17 protein-coding genes are annotated in these 21,945 nt (G+C 53.6%); 3 read left to right on the top strand and 14 right to left on the bottom strand.

The annotated features are described in order from the left end of the window. Window positions 1-254: 254 nt before the first annotated feature. Entirely contained in the window at window positions 255-926 is a 672-nt protein-coding gene (gene yieH / locus FDP13_RS08385; protein WP_015848499.1) for a 6-phosphogluconate phosphatase, read from the top strand. 4 nt (window positions 927-930) lie between these two features. Here yieH and FDP13_RS08380 read toward each other — a convergent pair whose 3' ends face one another. The 8 genes from FDP13_RS08380 to pstS form a co-directional block, all read right to left on the bottom strand. Further along, a complete protein-coding gene (locus FDP13_RS08380) occupies window positions 931-1,689 on the bottom strand; it encodes an amino acid ABC transporter permease (RefSeq protein WP_143839194.1) in 759 nt (252 codons plus the stop codon). Between the two features lies 1 nt (window position 1,690). After that, entirely contained in the window at window positions 1,691-2,434 is a 744-nt protein-coding gene (locus FDP13_RS08375; protein ID WP_370512553.1) for an amino acid ABC transporter permease, read from the bottom strand. Window positions 2,435-2,570: 136 nt separating this feature from the next. Further along, on the bottom strand, window positions 2,571-3,407 hold the full coding sequence (locus FDP13_RS08370) for an ABC transporter substrate-binding protein (RefSeq protein WP_143839192.1): 837 nt from the start codon (window positions 3,405-3,407) through the stop codon (window positions 2,571-2,573). Window positions 3,408-3,659: 252 nt separating this feature from the next. Then, complete coding sequence (gene phoU, locus FDP13_RS08365) at window positions 3,660-4,388, bottom strand: phosphate signaling complex protein PhoU (protein ID WP_015848495.1); 729 nt, start codon at window positions 4,386-4,388, stop codon at window positions 3,660-3,662. A gap of 13 nt (window positions 4,389-4,401) precedes the next feature. After that, entirely contained in the window at window positions 4,402-5,178 is a 777-nt protein-coding gene (gene pstB / locus FDP13_RS08360; protein WP_013320134.1) for a phosphate ABC transporter ATP-binding protein PstB, read from the bottom strand. A gap of 109 nt (window positions 5,179-5,287) precedes the next feature. Next, the gene (pstA, locus tag FDP13_RS08355; RefSeq protein ID WP_015848494.1) at window positions 5,288-6,175 is read right to left on the bottom strand and encodes a phosphate ABC transporter permease PstA; all 888 of its coding nucleotides are present in this window, start codon (window positions 6,173-6,175) and stop codon (window positions 5,288-5,290) included. Then, entirely contained in the window at window positions 6,175-7,155 is a 981-nt protein-coding gene (gene pstC / locus FDP13_RS08350) for a phosphate ABC transporter permease PstC (protein WP_015848493.1), read from the bottom strand. Before pstC ends, pstA begins: the two co-directional genes overlap by 1 nt. Window positions 7,156-7,285: 130 nt before the next feature. Then, window positions 7,286-8,326, bottom strand: coding sequence for a phosphate ABC transporter substrate-binding protein PstS (gene pstS / locus FDP13_RS08345; RefSeq protein WP_143839191.1), 1,041 nt, complete (start codon window positions 8,324-8,326; stop codon window positions 7,286-7,288). Window positions 8,327-8,964: 638 nt separating this feature from the next. Here pstS and FDP13_RS08340 point away from each other — a divergent pair. Continuing rightward, window positions 8,965-11,280, top strand: a complete 2,316-nt coding sequence (locus tag FDP13_RS08340; protein WP_143839190.1) for a diguanylate cyclase — start codon at window positions 8,965-8,967, stop codon at window positions 11,278-11,280. 177 nt (window positions 11,281-11,457) lie between these two features. On the opposite strand, the gene glmS is transcribed toward FDP13_RS08340, so the two are convergent. Continuing rightward, complete coding sequence (gene glmS / locus FDP13_RS08335) at window positions 11,458-13,293, bottom strand: glutamine--fructose-6-phosphate transaminase (isomerizing) (RefSeq protein ID WP_015848485.1); 1,836 nt, start codon at window positions 13,291-13,293, stop codon at window positions 11,458-11,460. A gap of 269 nt (window positions 13,294-13,562) precedes the next feature. Continuing rightward, window positions 13,563-14,933 (bottom strand): bifunctional UDP-N-acetylglucosamine diphosphorylase/glucosamine-1-phosphate N-acetyltransferase GlmU, encoded by a 1,371-nt coding sequence (gene glmU / locus FDP13_RS08330; protein WP_033577622.1) that lies wholly within the window; start codon window positions 14,931-14,933, stop codon window positions 13,563-13,565. Between the two features lie 360 nt (window positions 14,934-15,293). Here glmU and pelX point away from each other — a divergent pair, with 360 nt between their 5' ends. After that, a complete protein-coding gene (gene pelX / locus FDP13_RS08325; protein ID WP_143839189.1) occupies window positions 15,294-17,498 on the top strand; it encodes a pectate disaccharide-lyase PelX in 2,205 nt (734 codons plus the stop codon). Between the two features lie 129 nt (window positions 17,499-17,627). Here the strand turns inward: pelX and FDP13_RS08320 are convergent, their stop codons facing one another. The 4 genes from FDP13_RS08320 to atpA are packed head-to-tail and all read right to left on the bottom strand — an operon-like array spanning window position 17,628 to window position 21,945. Next, window positions 17,628-18,041, bottom strand: coding sequence for a F0F1 ATP synthase subunit epsilon (locus tag FDP13_RS08320; protein WP_027713615.1), 414 nt, complete (start codon window positions 18,039-18,041; stop codon window positions 17,628-17,630). 29 nt (window positions 18,042-18,070) lie between these two features. Continuing rightward, the gene (gene atpD / locus FDP13_RS08315; protein ID WP_015848481.1) at window positions 18,071-19,453 is read right to left on the bottom strand and encodes a F0F1 ATP synthase subunit beta; all 1,383 of its coding nucleotides are present in this window, start codon (window positions 19,451-19,453) and stop codon (window positions 18,071-18,073) included. A gap of 33 nt (window positions 19,454-19,486) precedes the next feature. Further along, the gene (atpG, locus tag FDP13_RS08310) at window positions 19,487-20,350 is read right to left on the bottom strand and encodes a F0F1 ATP synthase subunit gamma (RefSeq protein WP_015848480.1); all 864 of its coding nucleotides are present in this window, start codon (window positions 20,348-20,350) and stop codon (window positions 19,487-19,489) included. Between the two features lie 53 nt (window positions 20,351-20,403). Next, window positions 20,404-21,945, bottom strand: a complete 1,542-nt coding sequence (atpA, locus tag FDP13_RS08305; protein ID WP_015848479.1) for a F0F1 ATP synthase subunit alpha — start codon at window positions 21,943-21,945, stop codon at window positions 20,404-20,406.

Raw genomic sequence — 21,945 nt, 5'->3', positions numbered from 1 at the left:
AGAAAGGAAAGATAATCGCCCGGTATCCTATACCAAAATGCTGAGCAGTTAACGCGCCAACAGGCTTTTTTTTCCCAGCGATAACAATTTTCTATATCTCTCGCCTGTTCGCAGCGGTTTCGTCTCACTTCACGACGGGAAAACGTTTGTCTGATGCAGAGATAACGGCAGACAAGCGCCTTATTTCTGCAAACGTCGCATTATCTCGTCAGTCGGGTAAAGTGGGGATTTTCGTCCTCCCATAAGGAACGCCCATGTCCCGAATTGAATGCGTATTTTTTGACTGCGACGGCACGCTGGTCGACAGTGAAGTCATCTGTTGCCAGGCCTATGTCAATATCTTTGTCCCCCACGGCGTCCACTTACCGCTGGATGAAGTGATCAAAACCTTTAAGGGTATGAAGCTCTACGACATTATCGACAGCATCAGTGAGCGTTTCGGCCTGACGGTTTCAGTGGAGGACATGGAGCGTCATTTCCGTCAGGAGGTGGCGCGGCTTTTCGAACTCTCGCTACAACCGATTCCCGGCGTGAAAGAAGTATTGGCGACGTTGCAAGCGCCAGCAGCGGTGGTATCCAACGGCCCGGTCAGCAAAATGCAGCATTCGCTGGGGTTGACCGGCCTGCTGTCGTTCTTTGGCGACCATCTGTACAGCGGCTACGACATCGGCAAATGGAAGCCAGACCCGGCGTTGATTCATCACGCTGCACAGCAGATGGGGGTAGCGGTGGAAAACTGTATTCTGGTGGAAGATTCCGTCTCCGGCACGCAGGCCGGTATTGCCGCCGGCATACCGGTGTTCTATTACTGCGCCGACGAGCATAACGCCCCAATCCATCACCCATTAGTGACGATGTTTCACGACATGGCGCAGTTGCCGGCGCTATGGCAGGCCCGTGGTTGGGCACTGACCACCGCCGACTGAGAATTCAGGCGGACTCTCGTAACGGCGACTCCGGCACGCGTACCGCCTGACGCCGACCGAATAGCCTATGCCGGGTCGGTTGCGGCCCGGTGCGAAAACGCCGGCTGACGCCCTGCGCCAGCAGGTCCAGCGACAGACAAAAGATAAAATAGACCAGCGCGATGAACAAAAATACTTCCGTCGGATAAACCATACTGCGGTTGTTAACCTGGGTCGCCAGAAACGTCAGTTCACCCACGCCGACAATGTAAGCCAGCGACGTATCTTTAATCAGGGAGATCCACTGGTTGATGAACGACGGCACCATCATGCGCAACGCTTGCGGCAGTACGATGTACCACAGCGTCTGCCAGCGTCCCAATCCCAGCGACATCCCGGCCTGCCACTGGCCGCGGCCTATCGCCACAATGCCCGCCTTCACGCCGTGCGCCAGATAAGCGGATGCGATCAGCGCCAACGCGCATACCACGGTGGTGATTTCGGGAATATCGACGCCAAAAACCATCGGCAGCAGGAAGTAAGTCCAGAAAATCAACATGATCACCGGAATCGCCCGGAAAAACCCGAGCACCAAGGCCAGCAGCCCGCCCGCCCAGCCGCACAGCATCGCCAGCGCCACTCCCAGCAACGTACCGAGTACCGCCGAAGTCAGCCCGGCCATCAGGCTAAGCACCAGCGTCAGCGCCGCCCCCCCCAATGGTCCATCCGGAAAGGTGCCCCACATCAGGTAACCCAAATTATCGCGGATAATAGAAAAGTCCATCTCAGTGCTCCCTGGCCGGTTGCCGATGCTGACGCCATTGTCCCCATCCTTCCAGCAGGGCTACCACCGCGATATAAAGCACCGTCGCCACCCCGAATGCCTGAAAGGTACGTAGCGTTTCGGTTTCCACCTGCCGGGAAGCGTAAGACAGCTCCGCCACGCCGATGGCCATCGCCAGCGATGAGTTTTTTATTATGTTCATGTACTGACCCAGCAGCGGCGGCAGCGCGATGCGCAGCGCCTGCGGCAACACCACATAACGCATCGCCTGCCAGTGAGTCAGCCCCAATGCACAAGCGGCATACTGCTGACCACGCGCCACGCCGGCGATGCCGGCGCGGATCTCTTCTGCGATAAACGCCGCGGAATAGAGCGTCAGGCCAAATAATCCGGCCAGAAACTCAAACGACGGTATGTTCAGCCCAACCAGCGGGATGATATGCGGGCTGTTAAGCCACTGCATTAACCCGACGGGCAGCAACTGCGCTACGCCGAAGTACCAGAAGAACAATTGCACCAGCAGCGGGGTATTACGAAACAAGGAGCAATAGGCGATCACCAGCCAGCGTAGCAACCATGTACGGCTGTCGCGCCCGGCCGCCAGTATGAGCCCCAATAGCGTCGCCAGCACCACGGTAACGGCGGCAAGGCCCAGCGTGACCTGAAAGCCTTGCCACAACCATTGCAGATACTGCGGCGCCAGCAGCCAATCGGTCAGCCAATGTCGGATAGATTCATCAGTCATCATAAACAAGAAGGCCCCCGGAATCGGTCCGGGGGCAAATCACAACCATCAAGTAAGAGCCTATCCCAGAGTAAAATAGCCCTAATGGGATAGGCTCTAAGAAACTACGGTAACAACTATCGGAGAACCAGAGCACTCAAGCCTTGGGTTGCTGGTCCAGCGGCGCGATGTTGAAGTCACCACGCGGCTGGGCAGACGGCGTTTGCGGCCCGAACCAACGGTTATAAATCTTCACGGCATCGCCCTGTTTTTCCAGATTCAGCAGGATGTCGTTCACTTTCTGCGTCAGGCGATCTTCGCCCTTCGGAATACCGATGCCCTGATACTCTTTGGTAATGCTGAACGGAGAAATTTCAAAATCGGCTTTCTGCGCCGCCGGCAAGTTGCCCAGCAACCCGACCAGTTTGGCGTCATCCTGCGTGATGGCCTGCACATTGCCGTTACGCAGCGCCGCAAACGCCAGCGGGGTATCGTCGTAGGAAATCACTTTCGCGGTCGGGTAATGTTCACGCAGGGTAATCTCCTGCACGGTGCCTTTGTCGGCGCCAATGCGCAGGTTTTTGATATCGTCCGGCGTTTTCAGCACGCCTTTGCGGGCGATAAATTTCTGGCCGGTAGCGAAGTAAGGCACACTGAAATTGACCTGTTTGGCGCGCTCGTCGGTAATGGTGAAGTTGGCGGCAATCAGATCGACTTTTTTCGAGGTCAGCAACGGGATACGGTTAGCCGGGTTAGTCGCACGCAATTCGACGTTGACGCCCAGCGCCTTGCCGATGGCTTGCGCCACGTCGACATCGTAGCCCACCAGTTTTTTGCTTTGCGGATCGACATAACCAAACGGCGGATTGCTGTCGAACACCGCCACTTTCACCACTCCGGCTTTTTGAATGTCATCCAGCTTGTCGGCCTGTGCATTACCAGCGAGAGAAACCAATCCTGCCAGAAGGGAGAATGCCAAAAGAGATTTTTTCATCTTATTATCCGCCTGTAAGCCGCTGTTCATAAAAATTTTTCATTTCACAAATGAGGATTAACCCAATAAATGCAGGCTAACAGCGGCTCCCACACGTCGGAAATAACATAAACACCCATAATATGAACTTATGTTATATCCAATCAGTGGCAACAACGGGTGACGCAATGGTGGTGCGGCGTGACCAATGACAACGCCCCGAAAACGGGGCGTTGAGAACATCGTCGGAAAGCGGTAATAAATAAGCCGGACTTATTCTTTAGGCGTATCTTTCTGCGCCAGCATTTTTTCCAACGCGTCGCCGCCCAGATGACGGAAATCCTGGCCTTTGACGAAGTAGAAAATGAACTCGCAGATGTTCTGGCAACGGTCGCCGATACGCTCAATCGAGCGCGCGCAGAACAACGCCGTCAGCACGCTGGGAATGGTGCGGGAGTCTTCCATCATGTGAGTCATTAACTGACGCACAATGCCTTCGTACTCCTTATCCACCTTTTTGTCTTCCATGTAGATGCGCTTGGCTTCATCCAGATCCATACGGGCGAACGCGTCCAGCACATCATGCAGCATCTGTACGGTGTGGTTGCCCAACGATTCCAGGCTCACCAACAACGGCTGATGCTGATGGGAGAATTTCTCCAGCGCGGTGCGGCAGATTTTGTCCGCCACATCGCCGATGCGTTCCAGCTCGGAAATGGTCTTGATGATCGCCATCACCAGACGCAAATCGCTGGCGGTAGGCTGGCGTTTGGCGATGATACGCACGCACGCCTCGTCAATACTCACTTCCATCATGTTAACTTTGGCGTCGCCTTCGATCACGCGCTGCGCCAGTTCCGCATCCTGGTTATGCATGGCGGTGATGGCGTCGGTCAGTTGCTGTTCCACCAGCCCGCCCATAGTCAGCACCTGGGTGCGGATGCTTTCCAGCTCGGCATTAAACTGACCGGAAATATGTTTGTTTAGATTGAGATTGTCCATGATACTCCCGTAATCAACCGTAACGACCGGTGATGTAATCTTCGGTCTGTTTCTGCCGTGGCGCGGTAAACAGGGTATCGGTATCGCTGAACTCAATCAGCTCGCCCAGATACATAAACGCCGTATGGTCGGAACAACGCGCCGCCTGTTGCATGTTATGCGTCACGATCACCACGGTATAGTCTTTCTTTAGTTCAGAAATCAGCTCTTCAATGCGGCCGGTGGAAATCGGGTCCAGCGCCGAGCAGGGTTCATCCAGCAGCAGCACATCCGGACGAATGGCGATGCCGCGGGCAATACACAAACGTTGCTGTTGACCGCCGGACAAGCTGTAACCGCTCTGGTGCAACTTATCCTTGGTTTCCTGCCACAGCGCCGCTTTGGTCAGCGCCCACTGGACGCGCTCGTCCATCTCCGCACGCGACAGCTTCTCGAACAGCTTCACCCCAAAGGCGATATTGTCGTAAATCGACATCGGAAACGGCGTCGGCTTCTGGAACACCATACCCACTTTGGCGCGCAACAACGCGATATCCTGGTTATCGGTCAGGATGTTGTTGCCATCCAGCAGGATATCGCCTTCGGCGCGCTGCTCCGGATAGAGCTGATACATTTTATTCAGGGTACGCAGCAAGGTGGATTTGCCACACCCCGACGGCCCGATAAACGCCGTCACCTGATTTTTAGCGATATCCAGCGTGATGTTTTTCAGCGCATGAAATTTTCCGTAATAGAAGTTCAGATTGCGCACCTGGATTTTGCTGGCGGATGTCTCTGTGACCATACTCATCAAGACTTCTCTCTTCTGGCGAACGCCGCCTGCGCGACGCTCGGGTATTCATTAATGTTGCTGGTAATTTTTTTAACGTTGCTGGCTAATCTGTCTTTTTGACAAGCTGTTAATGTGTTTTTCGGGCGAATAGCACACGCGCCACAATATTCAGCAGCAGCACACACAGGGTGATCAGCAATACTCCGGCCCACGCCAGCCCCTGCCACTCCTTGAACGGACTCATGGCGAACTTGAAAATGGTGACCGGCAGGTTGGCGATCGGATGCATCAGATCCGTGCTCCAGAACTGGTTCGACAGCGAGGTAAACAGCAACGGTGCCGTTTCGCCGGCGATACGCGCCACCGCCAGCAACACCCCGGTGATGATGCCGGATACCGACGCTTTCAGGGTAATCGCCGAGATCATTTTCCATTTCGGCGTACCCAGCGCGTAAGCCGCTTCACGCAGGCTGTCCGGCACCAGTTTCAGCATGTTCTCGGTGGTGCGAATCACGATGGGCACCTGCAACAACGCCAGCGCAATCACCCCCGCCCAGCCGGAGAAGTGCTCCATTTTGGCCACCACCAGCGTGTAGACGAACAGCCCGACGACAATCGACGGCGCCGACAACAGAATGTCGTTAATAAAGCGGATCACTTCGGCAATCAGTGACTTGCGACCGTATTCCGCCAGATAGACGCCGGCCAGAATCCCCAGCGGCGTGCCGAACAGCGTCGCCCACAGAATCAGCAGGCCGCTGCCGACAATCGCATTCGCCAGACCGCCGCCCGCCGTATTGGGCGGCGGCGTCATTTCGGTAAACAGCGACAGCGACATCCCATCGATGCCCTTGGTCACGGTGGACATCAAAATCCACACCAGCCAGAACAGGCCGAACGCCATCGTCAGCATCGACAGAAACAGCGCGATGCGGTTTTTCTGACGGCGCCAGGCTTGCATCTTGCGACGGGTTTCCATCGAGTCAGAACGGTTTTCAATACCAATGCTTGCCATCAGCGCGCTCCTTCGTTTTTCGCCAGACGCATGATCATCAGCTTCGAACAGGCCAGCACGATAAAAGTAATCACAAACAGGATCAGGCCCAGTTCCATCAATGCGGCGGTATGCAGCCCGGTGTCTGCTTCGGCGAATTCGTTGGCCAACGCAGAAGTAATACTGTTGCCCGGCATATAGAGCGAGACGCTGTCGAGCTGGTAGGTATTACCGATGATGAACGTTACCGCCATGGTTTCACCCAGCGCGCGGCCGAGCCCCAGCATAACGCCGCCAATCACGCCGTTTTTGGTGAACGGCAGCACGATGTGCCAGATAACCTCCCAGGTGGTGCAGCCGATGCCGTAAGCGGATTCTTTCATCATCACCGGCGTTTGTTCGAACACATCGCGCATCACTGCTGCAATGTAGGGGATTATCATGATAGCCAGAATCACCCCGGCGGCCAGAATGCCGATACCGAACGCCGGCCCGGAGAACAGGGTGCCGACCAGCGGAATACTGGAAAGCACGTTGCCTACCGGCTGTTGGAAATATTTGGCGAACAGCGGGGCGAACACAAACAACCCCCACATGCCGTAAACGATACTTGGGATCGCGGCCAACAGTTCAATCGCCACCCCCAGCGGACGTTTCAGCCAGCCCGGCGCCAGTTCCGTCAGGAACAACGCGATACCGAAGCTGATGGGAATGGCGATGATCAGTGCGATCAACGAGGTCACGATAGTGCCGTAAATCGGTACCAGCGCGCCGAATTGCCCGGCGGGCGCATCCCACTCTTTGGTCCACAGAAAGGAAAAGCCGAATGTTTTGATGCTTGGCCAGGAGGCAAAAATCAGGGAAACGATAATTCCGCCCAGCAGCAGCAACGTTAACAGGGCCGCCAGCCTGACCAGCGCCCCGAAGAGAATGTCGCCCTGTTTTCCCGGGGGTGTAATAGTTTTTCCCGGAGGTGTAATAGTTGGCTTTTGCTCAGCCATACGTCTCTCTTCTTTCAGTAACTGCGTCTTTCAGATAATGGGGATGAACCCCATGAAGGTCAGAGGCGGATACCCCGTTTCCGGTTTATCCACCCCGTGTGACTCACCTAACTGATGTTGCTAACCGCAATCAATACAGCACCTTACCACTGCTGTCTTTGATTTGGGTTTTCCATGCCGCACGTACCTGCGCAACCACTTCTTTCGGCAGGGTGGCGTAATCCAGCGCTTTCGCCTGATCGCCGCCTTTGTTGTACGCCCAGTCGAAGAACTTCAGCACTTCCGTACCCTGCTCAGGCTTGCTCTGCTCTTTGTGAATCAGGATGAAGGTAGTAGAGGTGATCGGCCATACATCCGCGCCTTTCTGGTTGGTCAGGTCCTGTGCGAAGGACTTGCTCCAGTCAACGCCTTTGGCTGCGTTGCTGAATGCGCCTTCCGTCGGGCTAACGGCTTTGCCGTCGGCAGAAATCAGTTTGGTGTACACCAGGTTATTCTGCTTGGCATACGCATACTCGACATAGCCGATAGACCCCGGCAGACGCTGAACAAATGCCGCGATACCGTCGTTGCCTTTACCGCCCAGACCGGTCGGCCAGTTTACGGTGTTGCCGGCGCCAATCTTCTCTTTCCACTCGCTGTTCACTTTCGCCAGATAGCTGGTGAACACATAAGACGTACCGGAACCGTCGGCACGACGTACCACGGCAATGTCTTGATCCGGCAGTTTCACGCCCGGGTTCAGTTTGGCGATAGCGTCGTCGTTCCATTTCTTAATCTTGCCCAGGTAGATGTCACCCAGCGTTTTGCCGTCCAGCGTCAGCTCACCGGTTTTCACGCCCGGCACATTAACCGCCAGCACGATGCCGCCGATCACGGTCGGGAACTGGAACAGGCCGTCCTGAGCCAGTTTGTCATCCGCCAGCGGTGCGTCAGAGGCGCCGAAATCCACGGTTTTGGCGGTGATCTGTTTCACGCCGCCCGACGAACCGATGCCCTGATAGTTAACTTTGTTGCCGGTTTCTTTTTCGTAAGAATCAGCCCACTTTGCATAAACCGGAGCGGGGAACGTCGCACCTGCACCAGTGAGATTTGCCGCGGCGAAAGCAGAAACCGCCGTCAGAGAAAAACTTGCAGCAACGATACTGGCAACAGTGGTACGCATGAGTTTCATAATCCCTCCTGTGGGATCCGTAGACGTGTAGACCCGGAGCTATTGTTTAATCAGAGTGTAGTTTGCTGGTGGAGAAAATAGGTCAATTCGGTGACAGTAAAATGTACGTAATATGACAGTTATGTGACAGGTGAGTCAGATTCGGCTGTTCGTCATTAGCCGAATCTGATCAGAGGCCGGCTGGTATAGCGTAAAAAAGCCTTGCTCGTTCAGGGAAAATATATCTTGGTGATTTCATTAGAAACATTTAAATCAATAACTTAATTCATTTTCCCGACCACGTTGACCGCAGAAAATAAAAGACATTCGATGCCATAAAACAGGCAACCGACCGGCAAATTTACGCAGAACAGACCTCACTTCTACACCATCAGTATCGCTGGTTTATGTCATTTTTTTATTTTTGTTTCTTCCCCGCCCAGAACCCAATAGTGATGAAAAAACCTGTTCTATACTCAAATATGTCGCTGAAAAAACAGCGTCCTACGTCAGGACCCAACGCCCCTACAGGGTGTTTCCACTTTATTTATAACTGAATCTATAACCAAATTTATAACCGAGCCTAATAGTCGCGTTTTTCTGTTTTACCACCAGAAAATAAGGCACTGATTTTATTTATTTTTACAGGAACAGTGACAATGAAAAAATATAACGCCGACGAGCAGCGCGTCGCAAAGATTAATGAATATCATTTGCTCGACTTATACTTACAGCAATCCTTTCAAAACCAGGTCAGATTATTTGCACGGATACTGAATTTTCCCTCGTCATTTATCTCGATTATCGATCACGACAAGCAATGGTTGATTTTCAGCGAAGGCATCAATATCGAATGCACGGACCGGGAACTGGCGTTTTGCAACACAGTGATTACCACCGCCACCACCCTGTTTATTCCTGACACCCTGACCAATAGCCAGTTTTGCGAACACCCGCTGGTGACCGGCGCCCCGCATATCCGCAGCTACTTTGGCATTCCTCTGGTGCTCGATAAGGTCGTGGTCGGCACGCTGGCGGCTATCGATTATCAACCACGGACACTGGATGAGACGGTACGCGAAACCGCCGCTTTTGTCGCCAGCACCACGGAATCCCTGTTCCGATTGCACAACGATCGGCTGCACCGGGAGCAAGAAATCCGGCTGCTAAACAACTCTTCCGTAGTGCTTATCAACTGGCAGCAAGAAAATATGCTGCAGATTTCCTACATCTCCCCCAACGCGCAACATGTGCTGGGTATTAGCGAAGCAGAGATCAAGCATAGCAGCACGGTAATGGAAAGCTATGTCCACCCGGACGACTACGAAAATCTGTTGTTTACGCTGGATAACCACAAAAAAGGCGTGGCGAATCTGGAGTGCGAATATCGCTTTCTGTCGCCCAAAGGAAAAACCCTGTGGATTCGCCAGCTTTCCATCGCCAATTATCATCACAGCGGCAAACTCAGCCACGTACAGGCGCTGCTAATTGATAACTCCCACCAGAAATACCTGCAAAAATTACTGGTGGATACCAATAATCAGATGCGGCTGGTGCTGGAATCCTCCAGCCTTGGCACCTGGGACTGGGATCTGGGGCGACACAACATTCGCGTAAATAAACAGTGGTGCGAAATGATGGGGCTCACGCAGGATCAGTTCGATTCCTCAATGGATCACTGGCAACAGATGATGCACCCGCTGGATCGGGAAAAAATGGTGCTGGCGGCGGAAGCCTGCATCACCGGCCAGGCTACGCTTATCAACGAGCAATACCGGATGCGCCACAATAAAGGCCACTGGGTATGGATTGAAACCTACGGCAAGGTGGTTGAATACAATGAAAAAGGTAAACCCATCCGGGTTGCCGGCACTCACCGCGATATCACGGAAAAAAAGCACAAGGAACTGCAGGAAGAGGCGGATAAACGCCTGCTGGAACTGATTAATCGGGCGCAAAAGATCTTTCTGGAAAAAACGGATATTCAGGAAGCCTGTATGTCCATCTTTGACGACCTGCTTTCCATCTCTGAATCGGAGTTCGGTTTCATCGGCCAGGTCAGGGAACACGACGGTAAGAAAGTGCTGCATATCGTCGCCATTTCTAATGTCAGTTGGAACGGCAACAGTAAAAACTCTTACGATACCTTCCTGCAAAATAAACTGCAGTTCACCAGCCTGGATAACCTGTTCGGGCATGTGGTAACCACCGGCAAACCGGTGATCACCAATACACCACGTGCGCACTCTGCCTCGCGCGGTGTGCCGCCGGGTCATCCAATTCTGCGTCAATTCATGGGGTTGCCCATCTATTTTCGTAATGAAGTGGTGGGAATGATCGGGTTAGGTAACCGTTTCGACGGTTACAATGAACAGCAATTGCGCTTTCTTAACCCGTTCGTCGACACGCTGGGTTCATTGTTCTACGCGCTGGAAACCCAACGCGCCAGAGAAGAACTGGAAGCCAAACTGCTGGAAATGGCCAATACAGATGTCCTGACCGGTATCCATAATCGGCGCGCCTACATTCTGGAAACGGAAAAATGCTACCGAAATCATGAGAAAAACACCGCGCTGGCGATTATCGATATCGACTTTTTCAAGAAGGTGAATGACCAGTACGGCCATCATGTCGGAGACGTGGCGATTTGCCGTTTGGCGGAGATCATTACCAGCAAATTACGCACCGATGACTTCGTTGCCAGGTTGGGTGGCGAAGAGTTCGGCCTGATTGTGCACAACGCCAATCTCGATAATGTGGATGCCATCATGAACGGTATCCGTACCGAGGTGGAAAATACCCTATTCACCGTTGATGGCTATTCCTTCCATTTTACCGTCAGTATCGGCGCTACCTTTATCAAACACCGCAATATTCAGAGTCTAAAGGATAATTTCGAAAGCGACATGAAGCGGGCCGACGACGCGCTGTACGAAGCGAAAAACGCCGGCCGCAATCGGGTGGTGTGGAAATAACAACTAAGACAGATTTTTCTGATTAGATAAGTGCTAATTGAAGGTATCGAGTGAGGTCGTGCTAATACATGTTATGTGATAAAAAAGCCCTGAGGTAAGTCTCAGGGCTTTTGTTGTATTTCCTTTCGAACTAACGGCAAAAAGCTTCTGTTCCGTTGTTTAATACGTAAATCCTGATTACTCCACCGTTACCGACTTCGCCAGGTTACGCGGCTGGTCTACATCAGTGCCTTTGATTAGAGCAACATGGTACGACAACAGTTGCAGCGGTACGGTATAGAAGATCGGCGCAATTACCTCTTCCACGTGCGGCAACTGGATGATCTTCATCATGTCGCTGTCGGAAGTGAAACCGGCCTGTTCGTCGGCAAATACGTAAAGTTCACCACCGCGGGCACGCACTTCTTCGATGTTGGATTTCAGTTTTTCCAGCAGGTCGTTGTTGGGCGCGACCACCACCACCGGCATATCGGCGTCGATCAACGCCAGCGGCCCGTGTTTCAATTCACCCGCGGCATAAGCTTCCGCGTGGATGTAAGAGATTTCCTTAAGCTTCAGCGCCCCTTCCATTGCTATCGGATACTGGTCGCCACGGCCCAGGAACAACGCGTGGTGCTTATCGGAGAACCCTTCCGCCAGTGATTCGATCAGTTTGTCTTGCGACAGCATCTGTTCGATACGCGCCGGCAATGCCTGCAAAGCATGTACGATATCGTGCTCGATACGGGCATCCATACCGCGCAGACGACCGATACGCGCCACCAACATCAGCAACACCGTCAATTGCGTGGTGAACGCCTTGGTGGAAGCCACGCCGATTTCGGTGCCGGCGCGGGTCATCATCGCCAGATCCGATTCGCGCACCAGTGATGAACCCGCGACGTTGCAAATCGCCAGTGACCCCAGATATCCCAGTTCTTTCGACAAACGCAATGCCGCCAGCGTATCAGCGGTTTCACCGGACTGAGACAGGGTAATCATCAGGCTGTTAGCGCGCACCGCCGGTTTGCGGTAACGGAATTCCGAGGCGATTTCCACGTCGCATGGAATCCCCGCCAGCGACTCGAACCAGTAACGCGATACCATGCCGGAGTTATAAGACGTACCACAGGCAATAATCTGGATATGCTGCACCTGTGCTAGCAATGCATCAGCTTGCGGACCCAGTTCGGACAAGTTGATCTCGCCGTGGCTGAAACGCCCTTCCAGGGTGTTTTTAATCGCCATCGGCTGCTCAAAGATCTCTTTCTGCATGTAGTGACGGTACGCGCCTTTATCGCCGGCATCGTACTGTACTTTCGATTCAATCTCGTCGCGATTAACGTCCTGTCCCTGACGATTTACGATGCGCACCGTACGACGGGTGACTTCGGCGATATCGCCTTCTTCCAGAAAAATGAAACGACGGGTTACCGGCAGCAGCGCCAGTTGGTCAGAGGCAATGAAATTTTCACCTACGCCGCGGCCAATCACCAGCGGGCTACCGGAACGTGCGGCAACCAGTACGCTGGGGTCGTGGCTATCCAGCAGCACCATGCCGTACGCCCCACGCAACTGCGGGATAACGCGCTGCACGATGTCCAGCAGCGAACCGCCATGCTGCTGTTGTTCCCAATGCACCAGATGCGCCACCACTTCGGTATCGGTTTCGGAAACAAAACGATAACCACGCGACACCAGCAGCTCGCGCAGCGGCTCATGGTTCTCAATGATGCCGTTATGCACCACAATAATGTGATCCGACACATGCGGGTGGGCATTCTGCTCAGACGGTTCGCCGTGGGTCGCCCAACGGGTGTGAGCGATACCGGTTCCGCCCACCAGCGGCTGTTCTTCCGCCGACTGCGCCAGCACCTGCACTTTGCCCAGACGACGCAGGCGGGATACCTGCCCTTCGCCATTCACCACCGCCAGACCGGCAGAGTCATAACCACGGTACTCGAGGCGGCGCAGCCCCTCCAGCAGGATTTCAGCAATATCTCGTTGCGCAACAGCGCCTACAATTCCACACATCGGTTGTATTCCTGTAAAAGTGACATATTGTGTCACCACGATGTCTTTAGACCTGATTGTTCCGGTTTTTTCCGGGTTCCCCGAGCCTTGTAGAGAATGGGGGATTATTATGTTTTGGCCTGTATTCATCATGAGAACACAGGCCGAAACCGTCTTAAATTAAGACGCATTCCCCCTAAGGTTCAGCGGCGTTCCACGAGCTAAAGCTAAACACGCAATAAAGATAAAGTAGAACGCCGCATCCGGGGGATAACACTATCTTTCTACTACTATTTTTTCTTCACCGGGCGTTTCCAACCGGTGATATGGGTTTGTTTTACGCGGCTGATAACCAGTTCGTTTTCACCCACATCACGGGTGACCGTGGTGCCTGCCCCAATAGTGGCGCCGTTGGCCACCTTAACCGGTGCAATCAACTGGCTATCCGAACCGACAAACACATCGTCGCCAATTATCGTCTGGTGTTTATTGGCGCCGTCGTAGTTACAGGTAATCACACCTGCGCCGATGTTCACATCAGAGCCGATTTCCGCATCACCGAGGTAAGTCAGATGACCGGCTTTCGATCCTTTGCCGAGACGCGCCTTTTTCAATTCAACAAAATTGCCGACATGCGCCTCTTCTTCCAGCACCGCGCCGGGGCGCAGGCGAGCAAACGGGCCAACGGTACAACGCGCTTCCAGTACTGCGTTTTCCACCACGGTGTAGGGGCTAAGCTCGCAATCGTCGCCGATCTCACTGTTTTTGATCACGCAGCCCGCACCGATTTTCACCCGATTGCCCAACGTCACCCGGCCTTCCAGAATGACGTTGGCATCGATTGTCACATCACGGCCATGCACCAGTTCGCCACGCAGGTCAAAACGCGCCGGGTCCAGCAGCATGACACCCGCCAGCAATAACTGCTCCGCCTGCTCGCGCTGGTAAGTACGCTCCAGCGTCGCCAGTTGCAGACGGTTATTGATACCTTCCACCTCACTCAGACGCGACGGCTGCACCGCCACCACGCGCTGGCCTTCCTGCGATGCCATAGCGATGATATCGGTAAGATAATATTCGCCCTGCACATTGTGATTATTGAGCTGGCTTAACCAACGCTTCAAATCGCGACCGCCCGCCACCAGAATGCCGGTGTTGATTTCGGTGATCGCACGCTGCTGTTCGGTGGCGTCTTTATGCTCCACAATTCCCACCACTTCGCCGTTGTCCCGCACAATACGGCCGTAACCGGTAGGGTCAGCCAGATTGACGGTCAGCAGGCCAATCCCGCCTTGCGGTTTGGCTGCCACCAGGCGCTGCAACGTTGCAGGGGAAATCAGCGGCACATCGCCGTACAAAATCAGGATGTCTTCGTTATCGTCAAAACCATCGGCCGCTTGCTGCACCGCATGGCCGGTTCCCAACTGCTCGGCCTGCAATACCCAATTCAACGACGTTTCCGTCAGCGTTTCCCGAATCAAGTTTGCACCGTGTCCGTAAACCAGATGAATACGACGTGCGCCAACCGCCATCGCCGCATCGATCACATGCTTAACTATCGGTTTACCCGCCAGAGGGTGAAGAACTTTGGGAAGATCGGAATACATGCGGGTTCCCTTACCGGCGGCAAGGATAACCACACTCATTGCACTGTTTGACATAGGCATCCTGACTAAAAACTGAATGGCGTTCCACTGAAGATGGACGAACGAAAGTAAACCCGTTATCGCACCGGATTACTACATATTTTTCAGCGAAAAATACGTCTCAGAATCTATTCCTGTCTGAAAAAAGCATTAATCAAAGTCTAGCTAACCCGGAAGGATATCGTTGCCAACGCCAACACTCGCCGGAGCAGACCAAGGCGCCCTATCCGTTCCCATCAAGACGGGCATAACAAAATGAAACTAATTGTTTCATTAGATGAATTTCACCGCTCAGATTGTGAAGCGAACAAAAGAAACAGTGTTTCATTTTTTGACATAATACGTCGTTCAAAAACAAATAATGATGGGGAAAACATGAAATACGCTGCTTCGGGGCTGCTCTCTGTCGCCCTTAATTCGCTTTTGCTTCTGGGCTCCAACACCGCTTTTGCCGCTACTCAGGATGTGGCGCCAGTCTGGCGTGGCATCGCGTTCGGCCAGTCTACGGATGTGAATTTCGCCACCAACGTATTACCGGAAAAGGTGGGCGTCAACGACGTGACCATCAACGGTAAGAAACTGACGGTCAACGATAAAGCCGATCTGTCCGCACCGATTACCATCGAAAGCCGGGGAGGGAAAATCGCCAACACCCATGACGGATTGACCTTCTTCTACACTCAACTGCCTGCCAATGTAAATTTCACGCTGCAATCTGATGTGACGGTCGAGCAATTCGGACCGGAAAGCGATGCCAAACCCAACGCCCAGGAAGGTGCTGGCCTGCTGGTACGCGATATTCTCGGTGTCCCCCGTCAGGAACCGTTGAAAGAAGGGTACGAGGAGTTTCCGGCGGCGTCGAATATGGTGATGAACGCCATCATGACGCAGGATAAAAAATCGAAAACCGAAGTGAAGATGCAGCTCATCAGCCGCGATGGCGTGACGCAGCCCTGGGGCAATACCAACGCAGAAATTACCCGCACCAGCTATCAGGAAAAAATTAATCTGGAACAGACGCCAACGTTCCGCCTGAAACTGGAGCGTACCAATGACGGTTTCATCACCGCTTACGCCCCCAAGGGCAGTGACCAATGGGTCAGCAAAACCGTCAAAGGGGCGGATTTAGTGACCCATCAGGACAAGGATCACTATTATGTGGGGTTCTTCGCGTCACGTAATGCGAAAATAACCATCAGCAACGCCAGTTTGACCACCAGCCCGGCGAATACCAAACCTTCCGCGCCGTTCAAAGCAGAAACCACTGCGCCACTGCTGCAAGTCGCATCGTCTTCACTTTCCACCAGCGACACCTATCCGGTACAGGCACGAGTGAATTACAACGGAACGATAGAAGTATTTCAAAACGGTAAATCGCTGGGTAAACCGCAACAGATTCGCGCCGGCGATTATTTTTCGCTTACCGCGAAACTGACGCAACAAAAATCAGATTTCAAACTGGTCTATATCCCTGGCGAGGGTGAAGACAAAACGGCAAAAGAAACCTCTTTCAGCGTAGAAAAAATTACGCTGGCCGACGCCAGAAATTTGTATGTATCCCCGGAAGGCAAAGCGGGTAACGATGGTAGCAAAAATGCACCGCTGGATATTAAAACCGCCATCAATGCGTTGCCGGGTGGCGGCACACTGTGGCTGATGGATGGCGACTACAGCGCCACCGTTATTCCCGTCAGCGCCAGCGGCAACGCCAAAGGCATGAAAACGTTGATGCCTGTCGGCAAAAAAGCGGTATTCCACGGCCTCCAGCTCAACGCCAGCTATTGGAAAGTCAAAGGGATTGAAGTCACGGAAAAAAGCTTCCGTATTGAAGGTAGCCACAACCAGATTGAACGCGTCCTGGCGCACCACTGCGACAATACCGGTATTCAGGTGTCGTCCAACGATAACGTAGGTCGCCCGTTGTGGGCCAGCCATAACCTGATTCTCAATTCAGAATCACACAGCAATCAGGACCCAAGCAAAAAAGATGCCGATGGTTTTGCAGTAAAAATGCGTGTTGGCGAGGGTAACGTCATTCGCGGCGCATTCTCCCATGACAATGTTGACGACGGCTTCGACCTGTTCAACAAAATTGAGGATGGCCCGAATGGGGCTGTGATGATCGAGAATTCCATTTCACTCAACAACACCAGCAACGGCTTTAAACTGGGCGGAGAAGGCCAACCCGTAGCGCATCAGGTGAAAAATAGCATTGCCATCGGTAACCACATGGACGGGTTCAGCGACAACTTCAACCCCGGCGCGCTGCAAGTCTCCAATAACATCGCGCTGGATAACGTTCGCTTCAACTTTATCTTCCGCCCAAGCCCTTACTATGGCCCGGAAAAACAAGGGATTTTCAAAAACAACGTTTCGCTGCGTACCCAACCCGGCAAGTATGACGATGCCGTGGTAGGCCGAGTGGACGCCAGCAACTACTTCATCAGGAATAATCGGGCGGTCAACAGTCAGGGTAAGGAACTCACGACGGCGAATTACCAATCCGTCGCGGTGCCAGCAGTCTTCAGCCGAGATGAAAAAGGCAACCTGCAACTGGGTGATTTTTTGCAGAAGAAATAACCGACAGAAAACCTAAAGGCGCCGAAACCGGCGCCCATCGACACCAGCCTGACGCGCTGTCAGGTATAAAAAAAGCCAGCTGAATCAGCTGGCTTTTTTACATCTGCATGATGGTTACATCCGCATCTGTTACATCGCTTTTTTGGTCAGCTCGATGACGCGCAATTTAGCGATGGCTTTCGCCAAATCGGCAGAGGCTTGAGCATAATCCACATCACCGTGTGAATTACGAATATGCTCTTCCGCTCTGCGTTTCGCTTCCATCGCACGCGCCTCATCAAGGTCCTGCCCACGAATGGCGGTATCGGACAGCACGGTCACCATGTTCGGTTGTACCTCAAGGATACCGCCGGACAGGTAGATATACTCTTCTTCGCCGTGCTGTTTAACAATGCGCACCATACCAGGCTTAATGGCCGTGAGCAGGGGGGCGTGGCCAGGATAAATTCCCAGTTCGCCTTCGCTACCGGTCACCTGGATTTTCTGCACCAGACCGGAAAACATTGCCTGTTCCGCACTAACGACATCCAGATGGTAAGTCATAGCAGCCATATCACCCTCCTATCAAGGCGTTACAGTTTCTTGGCTTTTTCCACTACTTCGTCAATGGAACCAACCATGTAGAACGCCTGTTCCGGCAGGTGGTCGTATTCGCCTTCCATAATGCCTTTGAAACCACGGATGGTGTCTTTCAGCGTTACGTATTTACCCGGAGAACCGGTGAAGACTTCCGCTACGAAGAACGGCTGAGACAGGAAGCGCTGGATTTTACGCGCACGGGATACCACCAGCTTGTCTTCTTCAGACAGCTCGTCCATACCCAGAATCGCGATGATATCCTTCAGTTCCTGATAACGCTGCAGAATAGACTGCACGCCACGCGCTACATCGTAGTGCTCCTGACCCACAATCAGCGGATCCAACTGACGGCTGGTGGAATCCAGCGGGTCAACAGCCGGGTAGATACCCAGAGATGCGATCTGACGGCTCAGCGTTACCGTAGAGTCCAGGTGCGCAAAGGTGGTTGCCGGCGACGGGTCAGTCAAGTCATCCGCAGGCACGTAAACGGCCTGGATGGAGGTGATTGAACCGGTCTTGGTGGAGGTAATACGCTCCTGCAACACGCCCATTTCCTCTGCCAGCGTCGGCTGGTAGCCTACTGCGGACGGCATACGACCCAGCAGTGCGGATACTTCGGTCCCCGCCAGAGTGTAACGGTAGATGTTGTCCACGAACAACAGAACGTCACGGCCTTCGTCACGGAATTTCTCCGCCATAGTCAGACCGGTCAGCGCCACGCGCAGACGGCTTCCCGGCGGCTCGTTCATCTGGCCATACACCAGCGATACTTTGTCGATAACGTTGGAGTCGGTCATTTCGTGGTAGAAGTCGTTACCTTCACGGGTACGCTCACCCACGCCCGCAAACACAGAGTAACCGGAATGCTCGATCGCGATGTTACGGATCAGTTCCATCATGTTTACGGTTTTACCTACGCCCGCACCACCGAACAGACCGACTTTACCGCCTTTAGCGAACGGACAAATCAGGTCGATAACCTTGATGCCGGTTTCCAGCAGTTCCTGGGAGTTAGACAGTTCTTCGTACGTCGGGGCCGCACGGTGAATCGCCCAGCGCTCTTCTTCGCCAATCGGCCCTTTCATGTCGACCGGTTCACCCAGTACGTTCATGATACGGCCCAGCGTAGCCTTACCAACCGGTACTTCGATCGGATGTGCCAGGTTGGTGACTTTCAAACCACGACGCAGACCGTCGGAAGAACCCATTGCAATACAACGAACCAGGCCGCCGCCTAACTGCTGCTGCACTTCCAGCACCAGTTTCTCAGCCCCGTTCTCTACCTCAAGCGCGTCGTACACATTCGGTACGGCATCCTGAGGGAACTCGACGTCCACCACGGCGCCGATTACCTGGATAATCTTTCCAGTAGCCATCTTGAATCCTCTACGTAATTCGTAAAACCTGATTTAAACCGCGGAGGCTCCCGATACGATTTCGGTGAGTTCCTGAGTGATGCTTGCCTGACGAGCCTTGTTGTAAACCAACTGCAGCTCTTTGATCAGGTTGCCGCCGTTATCTGTTGCGGCCTTCATCGCTACCATTCGCGCGGCCTGTTCACTGGCCAGGTTTTCTACGACGCCCTGATAAACCTGAGACTCCACATAGCGGCGCAACAGGGTATCCAGTAGCGACTTAGGATCGGGTTCATACAGGTAATCCCAGGATTTCTTCGTCAGCTCGCCTTCTTCTGCCGGAGGCAATGGCAGCAGCTGAACAACTTGTGGAACCTGAGACATGGTATTGATGAACTTGTTGCTCACCACGTACAGTTTGTCCAGACGACCTTCGTCGTAGGCCTGCAGCATGACTTTCACCGGCCCGATCAGTTCGGACAGCGAAGGGTTGTCCCCCATGCCGGTAACCTGAGCAACAATGTTTGCGCCTACTGAACCGAAGAAAGAAACGCCTTTGGAACCAATCATCGCCAAATCGATCTCGGCGCCTTTTTCATTCCAGGCCTTCATATCACCCAGCAGCTTCTTGAACAGGTTAATGTTCAGGCCGCCACACAGGCCACGGTCGGTAGACACCACCAGATACCCGACGCGTTTGACTTCACGCTCTTCCAGGTACGGGTGTTTATATTCCAGATTCCCTAACGCAAGGTGACCAATCACTTTGCGTATGGTTTCCGCATAAGGACGGCTGGCCGCCATACGATCCTGCGATTTACGCATTTTGGAAGCGGCGACCATTTCCATCGCTTTGGTGATCTTCTGCGTGTTCTGGACGCTTCCGATCTTACTACGTATCTCTTTTGCGCCGGCCATCTTAGCTTCTCCTCAATGCCTAGCGGCCTGCCGTTAAGGCAGGCCACGGGGCGTTACCAGGACTGGGTTGCCTTAAAGGTATCGAGGATGCCTTTGAATTTACCCTCGATCTCATCGTTATAAGCGCCAGTCTGGTCGATCTGCTGCAGAAGCTCGCCGTGCTCACGGCTGGCATAGGCCAGCAGTGCGGCTTCAAAACTGCCGACTTTCGCCAGTTCAACGTCTTCCAGATAACCGCGTTCAGCCGCGAACAGCACCAGAGACTGCTGCGCAACGGACATCGGCGCATACTGTTTCTGTTTCAGCAGCTCGGTCACTTTCTGACCGTGGCTCAGCTGTTTACGGGTTGCATCGTCCAGATCGGAGGCAAACTGGGAGAACGCGGCCAGTTCGCGATACTGTGCCAGCGCGGTACGAATACCACCGGACAGTTTCTTCATGATCTTGGTCTGTGCGGCACCACCCACACGGGATACGGAAATCCCCGGGTTAACCGCCGGACGAATACCGGAGTTGAACAGGTTGGATTCCAGGAAGATCTGACCGTCGGTAATCGAGATAACGTTGGTCGGAACGAACGCGGAAACGTCGCCGGCCTGCGTTTCGATGATCGGCAGAGCGGTCAAAGAACCGGTTTGTCCTTTCACTTCACCTTTAGTGAAGGCTTCCACGTACTCGGCGTTAACACGCGCAGCACGCTCCAGCAGACGGGAGTGCAGGTAGAATACGTCGCCCGGATAAGCTTCACGACCTGGCGGACGGCGAAGCAGCAGGGAAATCTGACGATAAGCGACAGCCTGTTTAGACAGGTCATCATAAATGATCAGCGCGTCTTCACCGCGATCGCGGAAGTATTCGCCCATGGCGCAACCGGCATACGGCGCCAGGTATTGCAGCGCAGCAGACTCGGACGCTGTTGCCACCACCACGATGGTGTTGGACAGCGCGCCATGCTCTTCCAGTTTACGCACCACGTTGGAAATCGTGGAGGCTTTCTGGCCGATAGCGACATAAATACATTTGATGCCGGAATCGCGCTGGTTGATGATGGCGTCAATCGCCAGTGCGGTTTTACCGGTCTGACGGTCGCCGATGACCAGTTCACGCTGACCACGGCCGATCGGAATCATGGCGTCAACGGACTTGTAACCGGTCTGAACCGGCTGATCAACGGACTGACGGTCGATAACGCCCGGCGCAATGGTTTCTACCGGAGAGAAACCATCGTGTTCCAGCGGACCTTTACCGTCGATCGGCGCACCCAGCGTGTTAACCACACGGCCCAGCAGGCCACGGCCAACCGGCACTTCCAGAATACGGCCGGTGCATTTGACTTTCATGCCTTCGGCCAGATCCGCGTACGGACCCATTACTACCGCACCAACGGAGTCGCGCTCCAGGTTCAGTGCGATCGCATAACGGTTGCCCGGCAGGGAAATCATTTCACCCTGCATAACATCGGCCAGACCGTGTACGCGAATGATCCCGTCACTGACGGAAACAATCGTACCTTCGTTGTGAGCTTCACTCACAACGTTGAACTGAGCAATCCGCTGCTTGATCAGTTCACTGATTTCGGTGGAATTCAGTTGCAT

Origin of the sequence: Dickeya sp. ws52 (assembly GCF_007210685.1) — a bacterium.
Taxonomy (GTDB): domain Bacteria; phylum Pseudomonadota; class Gammaproteobacteria; order Enterobacterales; family Enterobacteriaceae; genus Dickeya; species Dickeya chrysanthemi.
Note: the sequence above shows the minus strand (reverse complement) of the source record. Positions and strands in the feature narration are given on the sequence as shown.